General features: G+C 63.8%; 22 protein-coding genes and 1 pseudogene. 12 read left to right on the forward strand and 11 right to left on the reverse strand.

Annotation, left to right across the window (positions count from 1 at the left end):
* Positions 1 to 30 precede the first annotated feature (30 nt).
* The 7 genes and pseudogenes from U5A82_RS15375 to glmU all read right to left on the reverse strand — a co-directional run bounded on the left by U5A82_RS15375 (position 31) and on the right by glmU (position 5460).
* Positions 31 to 381, reverse strand: coding sequence for a type II toxin-antitoxin system HicB family antitoxin (locus U5A82_RS15375; protein WP_326291708.1), 351 nt, complete (start codon positions 379 to 381; stop codon positions 31 to 33).
* Positions 374 to 622, reverse strand: coding sequence for a type II toxin-antitoxin system HicA family toxin (locus U5A82_RS15380; protein ID WP_326291709.1), 249 nt, complete (start codon positions 620 to 622; stop codon positions 374 to 376). The genes U5A82_RS15375 and U5A82_RS15380 overlap by 8 nt, the downstream gene beginning before the upstream one ends.
* Before the next feature lie 46 nt (positions 623 to 668).
* Positions 669 to 2492, reverse strand: a complete 1824-nt coding sequence (gene glmS, locus U5A82_RS15385) for a glutamine--fructose-6-phosphate transaminase (isomerizing) (RefSeq protein ID WP_326291710.1) — start codon at positions 2490 to 2492, stop codon at positions 669 to 671.
* A gap of 15 nt (positions 2493 to 2507) precedes the next feature.
* Entirely contained in the window at positions 2508 to 2888 is a 381-nt protein-coding gene (locus tag U5A82_RS15390) for a PIN domain-containing protein (RefSeq protein ID WP_326291711.1), read from the reverse strand.
* Positions 2885 to 3259: a ribbon-helix-helix domain-containing protein gene (locus tag U5A82_RS15395; RefSeq protein WP_326291712.1), complete on the reverse strand. Its 375-nt coding sequence runs from the start codon at positions 3257 to 3259 to the stop codon at positions 2885 to 2887. Before U5A82_RS15395 ends, U5A82_RS15390 begins: the two co-directional genes overlap by 4 nt.
* Before the next feature lie 43 nt (positions 3260 to 3302).
* A complete protein-coding gene (locus U5A82_RS15400) occupies positions 3303 to 4166 on the reverse strand; it encodes a metallophosphoesterase (RefSeq protein ID WP_326291713.1) in 864 nt (287 codons plus the stop codon).
* Positions 4163 to 5460, reverse strand: a pseudogene (gene glmU, locus U5A82_RS15405) (bifunctional UDP-N-acetylglucosamine diphosphorylase/glucosamine-1-phosphate N-acetyltransferase GlmU). The gene U5A82_RS15400 and the pseudogene glmU overlap by 4 nt, the downstream one beginning before the upstream one ends.
* Positions 5461 to 5739: 279 nt before the next feature.
* On the opposite strand from glmU, the gene U5A82_RS15410 reads away from it, so the two are divergent.
* Entirely contained in the window at positions 5740 to 6408 is a 669-nt protein-coding gene (locus U5A82_RS15410; protein WP_326291714.1) for an HAD family hydrolase, read from the forward strand.
* Positions 6405 to 7166 carry an enoyl-CoA hydratase/isomerase family protein gene (locus U5A82_RS15415; protein WP_326292961.1) on the forward strand — a complete coding sequence of 254 codons (762 nt, stop codon included), beginning with the start codon at positions 6405 to 6407 and terminating at the stop codon, positions 7164 to 7166. The genes U5A82_RS15410 and U5A82_RS15415 overlap by 4 nt, the downstream gene beginning before the upstream one ends.
* Positions 7167 to 7444: 278 nt before the next feature.
* On the opposite strand, the gene U5A82_RS15420 is transcribed toward U5A82_RS15415, so the two are convergent.
* Positions 7445 to 7789, reverse strand: coding sequence for a UrcA family protein (locus tag U5A82_RS15420; RefSeq protein ID WP_326291715.1), 345 nt, complete (start codon positions 7787 to 7789; stop codon positions 7445 to 7447).
* 754 nt (positions 7790 to 8543) lie between these two features.
* Between U5A82_RS15420 and uvrA the strand changes: the two genes are divergently transcribed.
* The 8 genes from uvrA (at position 8544) to U5A82_RS15455 (ending at position 15128) form a co-directional block, all read left to right on the forward strand.
* Positions 8544 to 11447, forward strand: coding sequence for an excinuclease ABC subunit UvrA (gene uvrA, locus U5A82_RS15425; RefSeq protein ID WP_326292962.1), 2904 nt, complete (start codon positions 8544 to 8546; stop codon positions 11445 to 11447).
* Between the two features lie 77 nt (positions 11448 to 11524).
* The gene (locus U5A82_RS15430; RefSeq protein ID WP_326291716.1) at positions 11525 to 12367 is read left to right on the forward strand and encodes a hypothetical protein; all 843 of its coding nucleotides are present in this window, start codon (positions 11525 to 11527) and stop codon (positions 12365 to 12367) included.
* A complete protein-coding gene (locus tag U5A82_RS15435) occupies positions 12364 to 12870 on the forward strand; it encodes a hypothetical protein (RefSeq protein ID WP_326291717.1) in 507 nt (168 codons plus the stop codon). The genes U5A82_RS15430 and U5A82_RS15435 overlap by 4 nt, the downstream gene beginning before the upstream one ends.
* 139 nt (positions 12871 to 13009) lie before the next feature.
* The gene (locus U5A82_RS15440; RefSeq protein WP_326291718.1) at positions 13010 to 13228 is read left to right on the forward strand and encodes a DUF433 domain-containing protein; all 219 of its coding nucleotides are present in this window, start codon (positions 13010 to 13012) and stop codon (positions 13226 to 13228) included.
* Positions 13228 to 13551, forward strand: coding sequence for a DUF5615 family PIN-like protein (locus tag U5A82_RS15445; RefSeq protein ID WP_326291719.1), 324 nt, complete (start codon positions 13228 to 13230; stop codon positions 13549 to 13551). The genes U5A82_RS15440 and U5A82_RS15445 overlap by 1 nt, the downstream gene beginning before the upstream one ends.
* 106 nt (positions 13552 to 13657) lie before the next feature.
* Complete coding sequence (locus U5A82_RS15450; RefSeq protein WP_442802176.1) at positions 13658 to 14557, forward strand: hypothetical protein; 900 nt, start codon at positions 13658 to 13660, stop codon at positions 14555 to 14557.
* Positions 14533 to 14721, forward strand: a complete 189-nt coding sequence (locus U5A82_RS21730) for a hypothetical protein (protein ID WP_442802177.1) — start codon at positions 14533 to 14535, stop codon at positions 14719 to 14721. Before U5A82_RS15450 ends, U5A82_RS21730 begins: the two co-directional genes overlap by 25 nt.
* A gap of 191 nt (positions 14722 to 14912) precedes the next feature.
* On the forward strand, positions 14913 to 15128 hold the full coding sequence (locus U5A82_RS15455; RefSeq protein WP_326291720.1) for a cold-shock protein: 216 nt from the start codon (positions 14913 to 14915) through the stop codon (positions 15126 to 15128).
* A gap of 63 nt (positions 15129 to 15191) precedes the next feature.
* Here U5A82_RS15455 and U5A82_RS15460 read toward each other — a convergent pair whose 3' ends face one another.
* Complete coding sequence (locus U5A82_RS15460) at positions 15192 to 15785, reverse strand: hypothetical protein (RefSeq protein WP_326291721.1); 594 nt, start codon at positions 15783 to 15785, stop codon at positions 15192 to 15194.
* Between the two features lie 120 nt (positions 15786 to 15905).
* On the opposite strand from U5A82_RS15460, the gene U5A82_RS15465 reads away from it, so the two are divergent.
* Both U5A82_RS15465 and U5A82_RS15470 read left to right on the forward strand, forming a co-directional pair.
* A complete protein-coding gene (locus U5A82_RS15465) occupies positions 15906 to 16121 on the forward strand; it encodes a hypothetical protein (protein WP_326291722.1) in 216 nt (71 codons plus the stop codon).
* A gap of 170 nt (positions 16122 to 16291) precedes the next feature.
* Entirely contained in the window at positions 16292 to 16651 is a 360-nt protein-coding gene (locus U5A82_RS15470; protein ID WP_326291723.1) for a glycine zipper 2TM domain-containing protein, read from the forward strand.
* A 93-nt stretch (positions 16652 to 16744) separates the two neighbouring features.
* On the opposite strand, the gene U5A82_RS15475 is transcribed toward U5A82_RS15470, so the two are convergent.
* The gene (locus tag U5A82_RS15475) at positions 16745 to 17677 is read right to left on the reverse strand and encodes an electron transfer flavoprotein subunit alpha/FixB family protein (RefSeq protein ID WP_326291724.1); all 933 of its coding nucleotides are present in this window, start codon (positions 17675 to 17677) and stop codon (positions 16745 to 16747) included.
* Positions 17674 to 18423, reverse strand: coding sequence for an electron transfer flavoprotein subunit beta/FixA family protein (locus U5A82_RS15480; RefSeq protein WP_326291725.1), 750 nt, complete (start codon positions 18421 to 18423; stop codon positions 17674 to 17676). Before U5A82_RS15480 ends, U5A82_RS15475 begins: the two co-directional genes overlap by 4 nt.
* Between the last annotated feature and the right edge of the window lie 78 nt (positions 18424 to 18501).

The raw sequence follows: 18501 nt of genomic DNA on the forward strand, positions 1-18501 counted from the left end.
TCGCCGGGAAACGCTGAACATTGAGGCGGCTTATCCCGCCCGCCCAATACTCTCTGCCAGCACATTGGCGACATAGGCGTTCAGCGAAACGCCCTCGCGCGCAGCCACGAATTTCAGCTTTTCATGCAAGGATCGTGGCACGCGCTGCCGCCACTGGCCCAGCGCCGCCGGGCCAGGCACCTGACGTCCCAGCGCCTCTGCGGCAGCATGCCATTCGGCGATCGCCGCCGCCGCATCCGCCAGCGCAGCCTCGGGCGTATCACCGTCACCCATGCAACCGGGCAGCGCCGGAACGGTGGCAAGCCAGCCGCCACCATCCGCATCCGACAATGGCTCGACCATGATCGCATAGTCGGCCTTGCGCGCTGTTGTTTTAGCCATGCTTGCCGTCCTTCACAAATCCCATCAGCTTACGAATATAGACCGGCTTGATCGGGCGCTTGGCCGGAATGGTCAGGATCGTGTCGCTGCCCGGCACCGCCACTTTCCAATGTGATCCGCCTCCTGTCGGCGGCAGACACGTCCAACCCAACTGCTCGCACAGCGTCTGGATATCCGACATCGTCCAATCCCCGGCGGGATTGCGCGCCATCCGATCCAACAGCTTATCCGCCTTGGCCATGCAATTATGATACCCTATATGGTGTCATATCGCAAGGATCAGACCTTCACTCCACCGTCACCGACTTCGCCAGATTGCGCGGCTGATCGACATCCGTCCCCTTGGCCACCGCCACATGGTAAGCCAGCAATTGCACCGGCACCGCGTACACCAAAGGCGCGATCAGCGGATGCACTTTGGGCATTTCGATCGTCGCCATGCAGCCTTCGCCCGCCGCCGCGATGCCTTCCGCGTCGGAAATCAGCACCACCTTGCCACCGCGCGCCTGCACTTCCTGCATATTGCTCACCGTCTTTTCGAACAACGGCCCGCTCGGCGCGATCACGATTACCGGCACCAGTTCATCGATCAGCGCGATCGGCCCATGCTTCATCTCGCCCGCGGCATAGCCCTCGGCATGGATATAGCTGATTTCCTTGAGTTTCAGCGCCCCTTCCAGCGCCATGGGATAATCCGGCCCGCGCCCCAGATACAGCACATCGCGCGCCGGCGCGATCAGATGCGCCATCGCCTCGATCTGCCCGTCGCGGCTCAGCGCTTCGTTCAGCGCCGCCGGCGCTTCCGACAAATGCCAGACGATCTCAGCTTCCTCTTCCGGCGTCAGCTTCCCTTTGGCCCGCGCCAGATTGGCCGCCAGCGCCGCCAGAACCGCCAACTGGCAGGTGAAGGCCTTGGTCGACGCGACGCCGATTTCCGGCCCGGCATGGGTGGGCAGCAACAGGTCCGCCTCGCGCGCCATCGAACTGGTGGGCACATTCACCACCACCGCGATGATCTGTCCCTCCGCCTTGGCGTGGCGCAGCGCCGCCAGCGTATCGGCGGTCTCGCCCGACTGGCTGATGAACAGCGCCAATCCGCCCGCCTCCAGCACCGGATCGCGATAGCGAAACTCGCTCGCCACATCGATGTCGACGGGCACCCGCGCGAATTTCTCGAACCAATATTTCGCCACCAGCCCGGCATAGTAACTGGTGCCGCAGGCGACGATGGTGATGCGCTTCACCTGCCCCAGATCGAAATCCATGTCGGGCATGGCGATCTCATTTTCCATACGACGTAGGTAAGACCGCAGCGTCTGGGCGACCACGACCGGCTGCTCGTAAATCTCCTTCTGCATGAAGTGGCGATGATTGCCCTTGTCGATCATTGCGCCCGACACGCCGGAAATGGTCACCGGCCGCTCGACCGGCTGATTATCCTTGTCGAAAATCTCGGCTCCGTCCGCCGTGATGACGACCCAGTCGCCCTCTTCCAGATAGGCGATACGCTGCGTCAACGGCGCCAGCGCCAGCGCATCGGACCCCAGATAGGTTTCCCCGTCGCCATAGCCCACGACCAAAGGCGACCCCAGCCGCGCCCCGATCAGCATGTCGGGATGGCTGCGAAACGCAATCGCCAGCGCGAACGCGCCATGCAGGCGCGGCAGCACCTGCGCCACCGCCTCCTGCGGCGACGCGCCCTGCTCCACCCGTTCGCTCACCAGATGGGCGACGACTTCGGTGTCGGTCTGGCTGTCGAAATGCCGCCCCCGCGCCATCAACTCAGCGCGCAATGACTTGAAATTCTCGATAATGCCATTGTGGACCAGCGCTACTTCGCCGGTCGCATGGGGATGCGCGTTGCTGGTCGTCGGCGCGCCATGCGTCGCCCAGCGGGTGTGCGCGATGCCGGTGGTGCCGGGCAGCGGCTCGTCGCGCAATTCGCGCACCAGGTTCGCCAGCTTCCCCTCCGCCCGCCGCCGCTCGATCGCGCCGTCATGGATGGTGGCGACGCCTGCGCTGTCATAGCCGCGATATTCCAACCGCTTGAGGCCATCGACCAGCCGCTCCGCCACGTCGTCCTTGCCGATGATTCCAATGATGCCGCACATGTGCCGGAAAGCCTCTCAAAGAATATAGGGAACGCGGATGCCCGGCATCTCTGCCGGGAAATCCTTTGTATTTCGTGTCACCAGCACCCGGCCGCGCAGCTGGGCGGTGGCCAGGATGATCGCATCCATCGCTTTGAGCCGACTGCGTTCGCGGCGCAAGGCCGCAGCCTGCCGCCCGATTTCCGCGTCGATCTCGTCCACGCCGAAACCGGACAGCAAAGTTTCGGCCCGCCATAGCCCATCGCCCGCCCCCTTCGACATGACTTCGATCCACACCGCGCGACTAATCCAGGCCCGCGCGCCAAAGTCCGTCGCGCGATCGATCTCCGCGCGGGCGGGAGCGAAACCCGTCAATGCATCGATGATGATATTGGAATCGAAGCTGAAACCGCTCACCGGGACACGGGCTTTTCAGCATCGGGATAGTTCCCCGCCACCATATCCAGATGGATCTGGCGCTGGCGATCATCCTCCGCATCGAACAGATCGGGAAACTCCGCCCTGACCGCCTCATAATCATCGTCCCACGGACGAGTCGATGCCGCGCGCTCGCGCCGCTGCCAATCGACCGCATCGCCCATGTCCGCGCGCGCCTTCCACGCGCCAAAGCCGATATCGAGCCACTTCTTGTTCCCGGCGGATTGCGCTTCGGCGCGATAATCCTGCACCGCCTCCCGCAACACCGCCGCGCGCGACTTGCCGCGCTCACGCGCCAGCTGGTCGAGCCATTTGACGTCGTCGTCGGGAATATCGGCCAGGAAACGCATGATGCTGCAATGATATCATATCATGATATCATGTCAATCACGCTTAGCGCGGCCGGATCGTCACCAGCCAGATATCAGGCGGCGCCAGCATCCGCACCGGCACGCCGCTGGTGCCGACCCCGCCCGACACGATCATCGTCTTGCCGCCGTCGCGATAGAGGCCGCAGGCATAGCGGGTGCCATAGCGGGACGGCACATAGACGATCCCCCAAAACGGGAAAGCGACCTGCCCGCAATGGGTATGGCCGACCAGGATCAGGGACGCCGCGTCAGGCAGTTTGGGAAACACGTCCGGCCCGTGCGACAGGATGACCGGCGCGCCGCCGTCCTTTTTCATCGCCTTGAGCGTGCGGGGCATGTTCACCTTGCGCGTATAGACATCCTTCAACCCGCCGATCGCCAGCGGCCCGCGCCGCACCACCGCGTCCTGCAACAGCGTCACGCCGACCTGCGCAAAGGCCGCCTCCCAGTCCTTGGCATTGAGCGCCCGCTGGTTGGTATTGCTGTGCGCATCATGGTTGCCCAGCACCGCCACCACGCCCAACCGCGCGCGCAATCCCGCAAAAGACGCGATGCTTTCGCGCCCGTCATAGATCGCCCCGCCCTTGTCATCGCCGATATAGTCGCCGCCCAGGACGATCAGGTCGGGTTTCAGCGCGTTGATCTGCGCCACGATCCGCGCCATCCGCGCCGGACTGTTGTCCGGTCCCGACAGATGCGTGTCGGTCAGCAGGGCGACCGTCACCGCCTTGCGCGGCGCATCGGCGGGAAAGGGCAGCGCAATCTCGGCCCGCCGCACGATCGGCATGGCGCGCGCATTGAGGAGCAGCCACAACGGCAGGCCCAGCAGCACCAGCAGCAGGCACAATAATCCCGTCAGCCACGGGTGGCGGCGCACGCAATTCATCCCTTGGCGGCGGCCTTCTTCGCCTTCATCCGCGCACGGAACGCCGCCGCCCAGCCGGGCTTGCCGACCTGCGCCGGCCGCACCAGGCATAGCGCGTCGGCCTCCACCGGCTGCGTCACCACGCTACCCGCCGCCACGATCGCGCCGTCGCCGATGCTGACCGGGGCCACCAGCGCGCTGTTGGAGCCGACGAACGCCCCCGCCCCGATCTGCGTCTTATATTTGAAGAAGCCGTCATAATTGCAGGTGATCGTCCCCGCGCCGATATTCGCCCCCGCCCCCACGCTGGCGTCGCCGATATAGGACAGGTGGTTGACCTTGGCCCCCTCGTCCAGCCGCGCCTTCTTGATCTCCACGAAATTGCCGACCTTGGCGTTGGAGCCGATATCCGCCCCCGGCCGCAACCGCGCATAGGGACCGATCTGCGCGCCACTCTCGACGCGCGCCCCCTCCAGATGGGAAAAAGCATGGATCGTCACATAATCGGCCACGATCACGCCCGGCCCGAACACCACGTTCGGCTCCACCACCACGTCGCGGCCCAGCACCGTGTCATGGGCGAAGAACACCGTTTCCGGCGCGACCAGCGTCGCCCCCTCGCGCATCGCCTCGATCCGGCGGCGCGCCTGCCACATCGCTTCGACCCCCGCCAGTTCGATCCGGCTGTTGACGCCCGCCACTTCCCATGCCTCCGTCTCGATCACCGCGCTGGGCGCGCCGGGCAGCATGACGATGTCGGGCAGATAATCTTCCCCGCCGCGTTGCTGTTGCCGATCTGGTCCAGCAGCACGAACAGGTCGGTCGACCGCACCGCCATCAACCCGCTGTTGCAAAGCGTCACCGCGCGTTCGCTCTCGCTGGCGTCCTTATATTCCACCATCTTCTCGATGATGCCCTGCCCGTCGGCGATGATCCGGCCATAGGCGGCGGCATCGTCGGGGCGGAAACCCAGCACCACCGCGCGCGGCTCGTCGCCCCGGCTCAGCCGGTCCAGCATCGCGCGCATCGTGCCCGCGCTCACCAGCGGCACGTCGCCATAGAGGATGAGCACATCGCCCGCGAAGCCCGCCAGCGCATCATGCGCCTGGGCCACCGCATGGCCGGTGCCCAACTGCTCGCCCTGCACCGCGATGACGGCGCCGGTCCCGGCCACCGCCTGCTCCACCTGCGCGCGCCCCGCGCCCACGACGACCACTTTCCGCTCCGGCGACAATTGTTCGACGCTCGCCAGCAGATGCAACAGCATCGGCCGTCCCGCAACGGGGTGCAGCACCTTGTGCAGGCTGGATTTCATCCGCGTCCCCTGCCCCGCGGCAAGGATGATGACGGCAAGCGGGCGGCTGGCGGAACTGGTCACGGCGTATCGGTCCTGTTGCTATGATGCCTCTAGCGCGACGACCGCTTCATATCCACAACCTCAGAAACCCGTTCGGGCTGAGCCTGTCGAAGCCCCCTTCTTGCCCTCGCACGGCCGACGGGGATTAGCGCAACGATCATCCGCACGAAGCGATTACCGGTTCGCTCTGCCATGTTTGCCTTGCCATTGCCACCACCCTCGCGGCATGGCGTGGGCATGAACAGCATCCCTTTCGATATCGTCGGCTTCGACCTCGACGGCACCCTGATCGATACCAGCGGCGATCTCGCCGCTGCGGTCAATTACGCCATCGGCACGATCGACCGCCCCCCTTTCCCGGCTGCGGCGATCCATCCCTTCGTGGGGAAGGGCGCAAAGATCATGCTGGCCCGGGCGCTCGACGCATCGGGGGGCTATGACGCGGACACGCTGGACGCGCTTCTGCCCATCCTGCTCGACTATTATGAGCAGAATCTCGCCATCCATTCGGTCCCCTATCCCGGCCTGATCGCCGCGCTGGACGCCCTGACCGACGCCGGGGTCAAACTCGCCATCTGCACCAACAAGGCGGAACGCTTCACCCTCCCCCTGATGCGCCAGATCGGCCTGTCGGATCGCTTCGCCAGCATCGTTGGCGGCGACACGGTGGGCGTCGCCAAGCCGGATCCCGCGCCCATCCGCGAAATGATCGCCCGCGCGGGCGGCGGCCGCACCATCTTCGTCGGCGACACGATCAACGACATAGCGGGCGCACGCAATGCAGGCCTGCCCAATATCGCGGTCGGCTTCGGCTTCCTCGACGGCCCGGTCGACAATCTGGAGGCCGACGCCGTCATCGACCATTTCGACGAACTGGTCCCGCTGCTGCAACGCTGGCCAGCCTGATGCTGCGGCTGGAACAGGACGGCCCGGTCGCGCGGCTGCTGATCGACCGGCCCGACAGGCGCAACGCCATGACCCAGGCGATGTGGGAAGCGCTCCCGTTTCTGGTGGGGCAGGCCATGGCGAACGATGCCGTGCGCGCCCTCATCCTCGCCTCCGCCACGCCCGGTCTGTTCTGCGCGGGCGCGGACATCCACGAATTTGCCACCTGTTCGGCCGACCCCGACTGGCGCGTCGCCAATCAGGCCGCGATCCGCGCCAGCCAATATGCGCTGGCCCATGCGGAAAAACCGGTGATCGCCGCGATCGACGGCGATTGCGTCGGCGGCGGCTGCGGCCTCGCCATCGCCTGCGACCTGCGCATCGCGTCGCCCGCCGCACGCCTCGGCATCACGCCCGCCAAACTCGGCATCGTCTATTCGCTGTTCGACACGAAATTGCTGGTCGATCTGGTCGGCCCCGCCCGCGCCAAGCGAATCCTCTACACCGGCGCGCTCCACAGCGCCGACGAAGCCCTGTCCATCGGACTGATCGAGGACATCGCAGTCGATCCCCTCGCCGCCGCCGACACGCTCGCTCGCACCATCGCCGCCAACGCCCAGCACAGCGTCCGCGCGTCCAAGGCGATCGTCCGCCGCATCCTCGACGGCCAGGCTGACGACGACGCCACCACCCTCTCCCTCTTCCGCGACGCCTTCACCCGCCCGGACTTCGCGGAAGGCGTCACCGCCTTCCGCGAAAAACGCCGCCCGGATTTTTGAGGGGGCGGCCGACCTGAACTGGACGTCATGCCAGCGAAGGCTGGCATCTCAGGCAAAGACGCGCAACACTGGCCCATAGCGAACGGTGGCTACACCTCCATCATGACCAACAGGGCGCGGGGCCATCCCGATTGGCGCGATATTTCGGACCTTATCCCGTAATCGCCTGAGGCCCCCGCCTTCGCTGGGGCGACGAAGAATGAGGCATTTGCCACCCACGCGAAAAGGCCCGGCGCAAACCGGGCCTTTCCTGCTGACCAATCGTCATCCCGCGTCGATCAGTTCCCCGCGACCGGCACGCCGCTCCGCCCCGCATCGGCATAGCGCTCGCCGGTTTCGGCGCGGGCGATGGCGGCGTTGATCGGGGCCTGGACATGGGCGATCGCCTTGGCCTTGCACGCCTGTGCCTCCGCCAGATTGTTCGACCCGCACACGCGGCTGGCGGACCGCAGGATGCGGGCGCGCAGTACCTTCTGATCGGCCGCCTTCGACAGGTTCAGGTCGCCGTGAAAGACTTCATCGGTGCGACCATTGGACTGGAATTCCTGCGCGGACGCGACGCCTGTGGTGGCGAGCAGGGCGGCGGAAGCGACGGCGGCGGCGAATTTGAACGAAGCGAACATGGATCTATCTCCTCAAAATCTGTTGTGACCGGCGTCGCTCCGCATAAGGGGGCTGGGCGGATCGCCGGGTGCGAACGGGCGGAGCCAAAGGGTCTTTGAAGGGTCGGCATCCTGTCCCGTTCGCCCATCCTCTCTAAGCCGCCGATCGTTTCGCCGCCCGTCCGCTTCGACCCGGGCATGCCCTCCATCGGCCAACGACCGCTATGCCGACAAAGCGCAAATGGGTGGCGACGAACGGCGCGACGAACGACATCCGCGCCGCTGCGAACGACATCGCAGCCCAAATTGCCGTAGCGGAAAGCGCGAATCGCAACGATATCGAAGCGGGAAAACGAAAACGCCCCCGGCGCAAGGGAAGGCCGGGGGCGTATCCAGATGCTGTCGGGCACCGGATAAGGATAATCTCCATGGCCAGACGACGCTATGGGCGCTGAACCGTCGCTTAACGAAGCGCGCCAGCACCGGCTCCTGTCGGCCTATGCCCCCCTTATAGCGACGGGATGCGCAGGGTCGTCGCCGGTTCGATGACCTGCCCTCTCCCGACGCCGGGCGGCATCTCCGCCGGACGAACGGCGTTTAGCACACCACGAACGACATGGTCGCGCGCCTTCCACCCGATTTGATGGACCTTCGCGCCGCGTCGGGCGCTTTGTTCCATGATCGGACCTCGTATTCGCGCGGCCGACTTCCTATCTTCGCCTCTGGATTTCCATTCGGAACATTTATAGAACGGATCGCATGAGTTCTCACGCACATCAGCGTTCGCGGCGCCCGCGAACATAATCTCAAGGGCGTCGACGTCGACCTGCCCCGCGATTCCCTCATCGTCATCACCGGCCTGTCGGGATCGGGCAAGTCGTCCCTCGCCTTCGACACCATCTATGCGGAGGGTCAGCGCCGCTATGTGGAGTCGCTCTCCGCCTACGCCCGCCAGTTTCTGGAGATGATGCAGAAGCCCGATGTCGAGCATATCGAGGGCCTGTCCCCGGCGATCAGCATCGAGCAGAAGACGACCAGCCGCAACCCGCGCTCGACCGTCGCCACGGTCACGGAAATCTACGACTATATGCGCCTCCTGTGGGCGCGCGTCGGCATCCCCTACAGTCCCGCGACCGGCCTCCCCATCAGCGCGCAGACGGTCAGCCAGATGGTCGATCGCGTCGCGACCCTGCCGGAAGGGACGCGCTTCTACCTGCTCGCCCCCGTCGTGCGCGGGCGCAAGGGCGAATATCGCAAGGAACTGATGGAGTGGCAGAAGGCAGGCTACACCCGCGTGCGCATCGACGGCGAAATCTACGGAATTGAGGACGCACCCGCCCTCGACAAGAAATATAAGCATGACATCGAAGTCGTGGTCGACCGCCTCGCCGTGGACCCGGACATGGCCACCCGCCTCGCCGACAGTTTCGAACAAGCGCTCAAGCTCGCCGACGGCCTCGCCTATGTCGATCTGGCCGAAGGCGTCGTGCCGGGCCGCGAACATGAAGTCCAGTCCACCGACAAGAAGATGAAGGGCGCGGGCATCCCCGCCAACCGCATCGTCTTCTCCGAAAAATTCGCCTGCCCCGTCAGCGGCTTCACCATCCCCGACATCGAACCGCGCCTCTTCTCCTTCAACGCGCCCTTGGGCGCCTGCCCGGCCTGCGACGGCCTGGGCGAACGGCAGGAATTCGACCCCGAACTGGTCGTCCCCAACGAAGCCCTCACCATCAAGAAGGGCGCGGTCGTCCCCTGGGCGAAATCCAACCCGCCCTCGCCCTATTATATGCAGGTGCTCGGCTCCCTCGCCAAGGAGTTCGGCTTCTCGCTCGACACCCCCTGGGCCGACCTGCCGGGCGAAGCGAAGCTCGTCATCCTCCACGGCACCGGCGGCAAGCCCGTCACGCTCAAATTCGTGGATGGCAAGAAAAGCTACGAGGTCAAGAAAGCGTTCGAGGGCGTCATCGGCAATCTCAACCGCCGCCTCCTGCAAACCGACAGCGCCTGGATGCGCGAGGAACTGGCCAAGTACCAGACCGCCATGCCGTGCGAAACCTGCCACGGCGCGCGCCTCAAGCCCGAAGCGCTCGCGGTCAAGATCGCGGGCGAGGACATCTCCGTCTCCACCCGCCGCTCGGTGGTGGACGCGCTCGCCTTCTTCACCGCCATGCCCGACGCGCTGAACGACCAGCAGAACCAGATCGCCAAGGCCATCCTCAAGGAAATCATCGAGCGCCTCGGCTTCCTCAACAATGTCGGCCTCGATTACCTCAACCTCGACCGCACCAGCGGCACGCTGTCGGGCGGCGAGTCCCAGCGCATCCGCCTCGCCTCGCAAATCGGCAGCGGCCTGTCGGGCGTCCTCTACGTGCTGGACGAACCCTCGATCGGCCTGCACCAGCGCGACAACGACCGCCTGCTCGTGACCTTGAAGCGCCTGCGCGACCTCGGCAACAGCGTCATCGTCGTGGAGCATGACGAGGATGCGATCCGCGCCGCCGACTATATCGTCGACATGGGGCCGGGTGCGGGCGTCCATGGCGGCGCGATCGTGGCGCAGGGCACGCTCAAGCAGATCCTCAAGAACAAGGACAGCCTGACCGCCGACTATCTCAACGGCACCCGCCGCATCGAAGTGCCCGCCAAGCGCCGCAAGGGGTCGGGCAAGAAGCTCACCGTCCACAACGCCCGCGCCAATAATCTGCGCGGCGTCACCGCGTCGATCCCGCTCGGCACCTTCACCTGCATCACCGGCGTATCCGGATCGGGCAAGTCCAGCTTCACCATCGACACGCTCTACGCCGCCTCCGCCCGCGCGCTGAACGGCGCGCGCATCATCGCGGGCGCGCATGACAAGGTGACCGGCCTCGACCATTGCGACAAGGTGATCGACATCGACCAGTCGCCCATCGGCCGCACCCCGCGCTCCAACCCCGCCACCTATACCGGCGCCTTCACCAACATCCGCGACTGGTTCGCAGGCCTGCCCGAAGCGCAGGCGCGCGGCTATAAGCCCGGCCGTTTCAGCTTCAACGTCAAGGGTGGCCGCTGCGAAGCCTGCCAGGGCGACGGCGTGCTCAAGATCGAGATGCACTTCCTCCCCGACGTCTATGTGGAATGCGACGTCTGCCACGGCGCGCGCTACAATCGCGAAACGCTGGAGGTGAAGTTCAAGGGCAAGTCCATCGCCGACGTGCTCGACATGACGGTCGAGGATGCGGTGGAGTTCTTCAAGGCCGTGCCCCCCATCCGCGACAAGATGGCGATGCTCGCCGAAGTTGGCCTGGGCTATGTCAAGGTCGGCCAGCAGGCCACGACCCTGTCGGGCGGCGAAGCCCAGCGCGTCAAACTCGCCAAGGAACTGTCCCGCCGCGCGACCGGCAACACGCTCTACATCCTGGACGAACCCACCACCGGATTACATTTCGAAGATGTCCGCAAACTCCTCGAAGTCCTCCACGCGCTCGTCGACCAGGGCAACAGCGTGGTCGTGATCGAACATAATCTGGATGTCATCAAGACCGCCGACTGGATCATCGACATGGGCCCCGAAGGCGGCGTCAAGGGCGGCGAAGTGGTCGCCGAAGGCACGCCGGAAAAGGTCGCGAAGGAGCCGCGGTCATTCACCGGGCACTATCTCGCGCGGTTGCTGGGGATGGAGAGCGTGGCGGCGGAGTAGCCTCAAGTCGGTTTTTATCGGCTCTTTTTTGTGCCTGATTTTGTGCTTCGCATCTCGCAGTTGGTTAGGGGGCAGCTATGTTTTACATCCATCTATTCCGCGTGAAATGCGAGTCTCTTCCGCAAGGTGATTTTCTGCACGTGTCACGTGACTCGGTGGATATCATTTCTAAGTCTATAGAGGCGAAACCTACCGCAGAGGTAGGGCGGCGATCAGAATGGCATATCGGAAATGTTGAACGTGTAGAGGGTGGTGGAATAGCCTTTGCTATGGGACGCACTCAGGCTGTTACGTCGCCGAAGTTCGATAGCGTTAGTCACGATTTTCTCGAAGAGGAAGCTCTGAAGGCTCCATTCACGGTTGGCGTTTTTGACGCCGAAACGCAGGCATGCGGTGTTATTCGTAAAACGGGAGTGTCTCAAAGCTCCTCGGAAGTTGCTAGCAAATTGCAAGTGTTACTAAACGCAGCTCATTTCGCGCGTGAAAGCAATACTCGCATCTTGGTCGAACCGATTTCTGATCCCATGACATTCATTGATGCAATCCGACGTGCGGAGGTCGTTACACGATTTAGTTTTACAGTTACGCGACCAAATCCCCATGATATCGATAGACTCATCCAAAAGCCTGCGGAGGAATTTACGGAGTTGGCGGGAGGTGAGAGAACAAGGATTGAAGTCGAGGGAAATGACCTTGACAGAGACTTAATTGAGGACGTCACTCACGCAGTTGCAGCGGTTGGTGAAGTCGCGGCGGCCAATATTATTCCAGAGGGAGGCGGTCGCACGAAGAGAATACACTCTAGTGGAAATGCGGTGGTCGAGCCGGTTGAACCCGGTGAAAAAATTTCAGTCTTTGCTGCTATTTTGGATCGCACCCGCGCTGCGTATGCTCGTGTGAGAAACAGTGCAGACCAGTGACTACATTCTGGAAATGGTTGCAGGCAGGCGCAGGCAAAGCCCCAGCCGGATGTCGAAACATAGTCAATCTATGGCTCGCACTTCACGCACTTGTTGCTCTAGCGGCGACGTATTTTGTTGCGACCGACCCATTTTCCTTTGCATCAAAGGCACTTTTCCCTGCTTCCTCGGTGCTCATCGGCATGTCAATGGCTTGGACCACACGAGCTTCCACGGTTCTGCAAACTAAAGATCTGAGGGATGCGCTATTTAATGATGAACGTCCTGCGGAAGATTATGTGTACGGCTTCCAGCTATCAATACTTATCGTTATGATTATGGTTGGTTATGTCGCTGTGATGGCTGGCGGAGGGCTTAGGATAACCGTGCTGGGGCGGCATTGGGATCACTTAGTTTCCGGATATTGCATGTATTTCATTATTAGTTTGGCACTTCGGGAATGTTGGGGGGTGGTCAACTTCACCAATATGTTGAGCATGCTGGAATATCGCAGGTCGAAATAGCAAGGGCTTTTGATTAACGGAATTGCTATTTGCGGTAACACGTGCTGATTACAGTGACACTTTACTGAACTTAAATCGCGTCAGGATCGTGCCAGCATATCGCCTTGACGCCCTGCCCCCTCCCCCACATAATCCACCCATGACCACGCGCATCGTCATCGACCCCAATGTCTGCGGCGGACGCCCCATCGTCTCTGGCACCCGCATGCGCGTCAGCGATGTGCTTGATGCGCTGGCATCGTCCGTCGCGATCGAGGAACTGCTGGCCGACTTCCCCTATCTCACCCGCGAAGATGTCCATGCGTGTCTGGCCTATGGCGCACGGGCCGTCGATCATACGGTCGTCCAAGCCGCCTGATGCGCTTTCTGATCGACGCGCAACTCCCGCCCGCTCTTTGCGGATGGTTCGAAGAGCGCGGCCTGATCGCCCAGCATGTCATCATCGCACTGGGCGGCCAGACGCCTGACTCCGTCATCGCCAACCATGTCGAACAGCACGGCCTGATCCTCGTGACGAAGGACGATGATTTCCTGTTGCGTCATCCGCCCATCCATTCCCGCCTGCTCTGGCTGCGCTGCGGCAATATCAGCAATCGCGGCCTGCGACTTTGGCTCGACGCACGTTGGCCGATGATTGGGGAACGCCTGGACCAAGGCGACCTTGTCATAGAGGTGCGGTAAAGCGTCGCCAACGCCAACAATATCCCTAAAAATCCTATTCGCTGTCCTACACGCCCCGCGCGCGCATATCCTCCCGGCAAACCCCTCAGCCGGAGGCACGCGACCCATGTCCTATCACGACCCCAACCTCCCCACCCCCGCCCCGCAGATCCGCGTCGACGGCTGGTCGCCCGCGCGCCAGCGCCGCTTTCTCGAAGTCCTCGCTGCGACCGGCGTCATCATGCTCGCCTGCGAAGCGGTGCGCATCACCGCGCGCTCGGCCTATACGCTGCGCCAGCGGCGCGACGGCGCGGCTTTTCGCCTGGGCTGGGACGCGGCGATCCTCATCGCCCGCGCACGGCTGGCCGACACGTTGCTCGCCCGCGCCATCATGGGGACGGAGGAGACGATCCGCAAAGACCCCGACAATCACGAAATCACCCGCCACCGCCACGACAACCGGCTCGCCATGTCGATGCTGGCGCGGCTCGATCGCATGGCCGACACCCCGACCGAAGGCTCCGACGCCGCCCTCGCCCGCGTCGTCGCGCAGGATTTCAACGCCTATCTCGATCTGATCTGCGCGGAGGAGGAGGCGGAGCAGGCGGCGGAGCGCGATGCGCTGCCCCGCACCGGCGAGGAACCCACGGCGCGGCGGATGGACGATGCGCAGCTGCTCGACGGCGCGCGTCCCGACACGCCCGAACCGGTCGCGGCGGACGGCGACGCAGCCCTCGCCACCGCCCTCTCGCCCGGCGCGTCCGCCGCCCTTTTCATCGCCGCCCGCATGGCGCTCCACAATCCGCCCAAAGCCACCTTTTTCACTGCCGATGAACGGTGTGAACTTCCGCCCGAACCGCCCCTCGTCCTGGGCGATCTGCCGCCCGAAGAGGCCGCCTCGAACCTGCGCGGCCTCTGGTGGGATCACAAGCTGGACCGCTGGCGCACCGATTTCCCCCGCCGCCCGGCTTCGACGGCGAAGCCAACGACGACATTTACGACGTGGACAATTATGAGCGCGACCTGACGCCCGAAGAGGAAGACGCGCTCGCCGCCCAGATGGAGGCGGAGCGCCTCCCCTACGAGATCGCCGCCGCCCAAGCCCGCGACCTCTATTTCGGCTTTGCGGAGGCGGATGACGCGCTGGATCACGCGGAACAGGCGCAGACGCAGACGCCCGCCCCCGCCTGATTTGCGCGCGGGTCCGGCGCCTGCGCCCTGATGATTTGCTATTGTGGCCCCCATGGTCTACATGGGGGAGGCTACAGTCGCAAATCGACGGTTTTCGGCGCTTTGCGGCACCAACTTCCTTCTTTCCCTGCCCCGCTAGCAATCCGGCGTACCCAAGCGGGGTGCGCCGCATAGAAAGAAAGGACGCTCGCATGAGCAGCATCACCGGAACCGTAAAATTCTTCAACGCCGACAAGGGCTATGGCTTCATCGCCCCCGACAATGGCGGCGCCGACGCCTTCGTGCACATCAGTGCCGTTGAGCGCGCCGGCCTCGCCACCCTGCGCGAAAAGGACCGCGTGTCCTACGATCTGGAAGAAGATCGTCGTGGCAAGGTCGCTGCGGTGAACATCTCGCCCGCCGAATAATCGGTCGCGATGTATGAAGGGGGCGGCGGACTTAGGTCGGCCGCCCCTTTTGCGTGACAGACGTCAGACGCTGTCGAGATAGATAGACCCGGCCAGCAGGATCGCCGGCAGCGCCAGCAACATGGCGATGTTCCAGCGCCGCGACCGCACGATCATCAATGCGACGAGCAGCCCGATCAGGCCCGTCAGCGCCAGCAGGCCCCACATCGTCGCCTCGTCGCTCAGTTCCGGTCCGGACGACGGCTTATACGCCTCCAGCACCAACTGCCCGACGATATGGCCGATGTTGGCGCTCAGCACCCCGCCGACCACCAGCCTTTTGTGCCGGTCGTACCAGTCGTCGAAATCGGGCCATTCCTCCGGTTCGTCGGGAAAAATCAGCGTGGCGGCCAGATAATAGACCCCGACCAGCGCCAGCACCGCAGCCAGCGTGACATAATTGGCGTCCATCTGCGCCCGCATCTCGAACGCGCTCAGCCAGAAGCTTGTCAGGTCCAGCAGCACGAACAGCCCCAGCAGCGGCGTCAGCCATCCGATCCGCACCGGCCTGGCGCCCCGCTTGAGTTTGAGGGCACGCGAAAATCCGCCCAGCACCTCGCTGATCGCCAAGCCCAGCAACAACCCAAAGGCCGCGAACACCAGATCGAACCCCGACATGCCCATCCCCCGACCACCGTCCGTCGCAAGCCTAGCAAAAGCCGTCGCACAGACAATCCGTCTCGGAACTCCCTGCTCCGCCGCCGGTTATGTCCCCGAACCGCAACTATGGAGCATATCATGATCCGCACTCTGATTTTCGGCGCTATCGCTGGCTATGTTGGCAAGAAGCTCTATGACGAAGGCAAGCTGACCGAGTTCAAGAACGACCTTGTCACCCGCTACAGCGAAGCCAAGACCAGCCTGGCCGAACAGGCTGCCAAGACGGACACCGCGACCCAGACGTCGCCGCTGATCTCCGCCAACGGCACCACCACCCGGCCGCTGCCCAACTAATCCAGCTTTTCCATCCGGCGGCTCTGTCCCCGCTCGCCGCCGGTCACCGCCCGCTCGCTGCCGCTCCCCCTCTCGCGGCCGCAGCGGGCGGTTTCTTTTTGTCCTCGGCAACCACCGCTGTCCTACCGGGTTGTTCAAAGCCATAAAGGCAAGGACATAAGGAGACATCCATGCGCAAACCCATCATCGCCGCCGCCATCCTGGCCATGCTGCCATTGGGCGCCTGCACGTCGGACAATTATGGTCGCGGCTACGGCTATGACCGCCCGAGCGACCGGCGCGGTCCGCCGCCCCGCTACAGCCGTCGCCCGATCCGCGACAACGACCAGATCTATCGCGACCGCGACGGCCGCTATTATTGCCGCCGCGACGACGGCACCACCGGCACCATCGTCGGCGCGATCGCTGGCGGCGTGTTGGGGAACGTCATCGCCCCGGGCGGCTCCAAGACATTGGGCACCATTCTGGGCGGCGCGGGCGGCGCACTGGCCGGTCGGGCGATCGACAAGAACGACATCAACTGCGAATAAAGGCGTTGCCGTCTGCAAGACGACGCCGACGCAAGACGCAAAAAGGGCGCGGAATTTTCATTCCCCGCCCTTTCCTACTGCATAGGGTTCGCCTTACAGCTTATCCGTCAGCTCCGGCACGATCTTGAACAGATCGCCCACCAGGCCGATGTCGGCGACCTGGAAGATCGGCGCATCCTCGTCCTTGTTGATGGCGATGATGGTCTTGCTGTCCTTCATCCCCGCCAGATGCTGGATCGCGCCGGAAATGCCGACGGCGACATAGACTTCGGGGGCCACGATCTTGCCGGTCTGGCCGACCTGATAGTCGTTGGGCACATAGCCTGCGTCCACCGCCGCACGGCTCGCACCCACCGCCGCGCCCAGCTTGTCGGCCAGCGGGAAGATGGTCGCTTCGAAGGTTTCACCGTCCTTCAAGGCGCGACCGCCCGACACGATGATCTTCGCGCTGGTGAGTTCAGGCCGTTCCAGCTTGGCGATTTCCGCGCCCACGAAGGAGGAGATGCCCTTGTCACCCGTCGACGCCACGGCTTCCACGACACCGGCACCGCCATCTGCGGCCGCCTTTTCGAAGGCTGTGCCGCGCACGGTGATGACCTTCTTGGCGTCCTTGGACTTGACCGTCGCGATCGCGTTACCCGCATAGATGGGGCGCGTGAACGTGTCTTCGCTCTCCACCGACAATATGTCGCTGATCTGCATGACGTCGAGCAGCGCGGCGACGCGCGGCGCGATATTCTTGCCGTTGCTGGTGGCTGGCGCGACGAAGGCGTCATGATGACCCATGAGATCCACGATCAGCGGCGCGACATTCTCGGCAAGCGCATGACCAAAAGCCGCGTCATCGGCGACATGGACCTTGCTCACACCGGCGATCTTGGCCGCTTGCGCCGCCACGCCGTCCACGCCTTGCCCGGCGACCAGCAGATGCACCTCACCCAGCTTCGCAGCGGCGGTGACGGCGGAAAGAGTCGCGTCCTTGACTGCGCCACCTTCATGTTCAACCCAAACCAGAGACTTCGTCATGCTGCCACTCCCAGAGCCTTGAGCTTAGCGACCAGTTCATCGACATCGGCGACCTTGATCCCGGCCGACCGCTTGGGCGGTTCGGACACCTTGAGCGTCTCGAGCCGGGGCGCGATGTCCACGCCATAATCGGCGGGGGTTTTCTGCGCCAAAGGCTTAGCCTTCGCCTTCATGATGTTGGGCAGCGAGGCGTAACGCGGTTCGTTCAAACGCAGGTCGGTGGTGATGATCGCAGGGATATTGAGCTTCACCGTCTCCAGGCCGCCGTCGACTTCACGGGTCACGCTGACGCTGCCGTCGGCAACCTCGACCTTGGATGCGAACGTGCCCTGCGGCAGGTTCAGCAGCGCGGCCAGCATCTGGCCGGTCTGGTTGCTGTCGTCGTCGATCGCCTGCTTGCCCAGGATGATGAGGCCAGCGCCTTCTTCTTCCTGCACCTTGGCGAGCAGCTTGGCGACGCCCAGCGGTTCGACCTCATCGTCGGTCTGGATCAGGATCGCCCGGTCGCAGCCCATGGCGAGCGACGTGCGCAGGGTTTCCTGCGCCTTGGCGACGCCGATCGACACCGCAATCACCTCGGTCGCCACGCCCTTTTCCTTCAGGCGAATGGCTTCCTCGACCGCGATCTCGTCGAACGGGTTCATGCTCATTTTCACGTTCGCCAAGTCGACGCCCGTCCCGTCCGCCTTCACTCGCGGCTTCACATTATAGTCGATGACCCGCTTCACGGGCACAAGGATCTTCATGGTCAACATCCTCCATTATAAACGCCAATATGGGCGCGGGCAGCCCGTTCCCGGACTCCCCGCACCCTTTTTTGGTGT

This window comes from Sphingobium sp. CR2-8 (assembly GCF_035818615.1).
Taxonomy (GTDB): domain Bacteria; phylum Pseudomonadota; class Alphaproteobacteria; order Sphingomonadales; family Sphingomonadaceae; genus Sphingobium.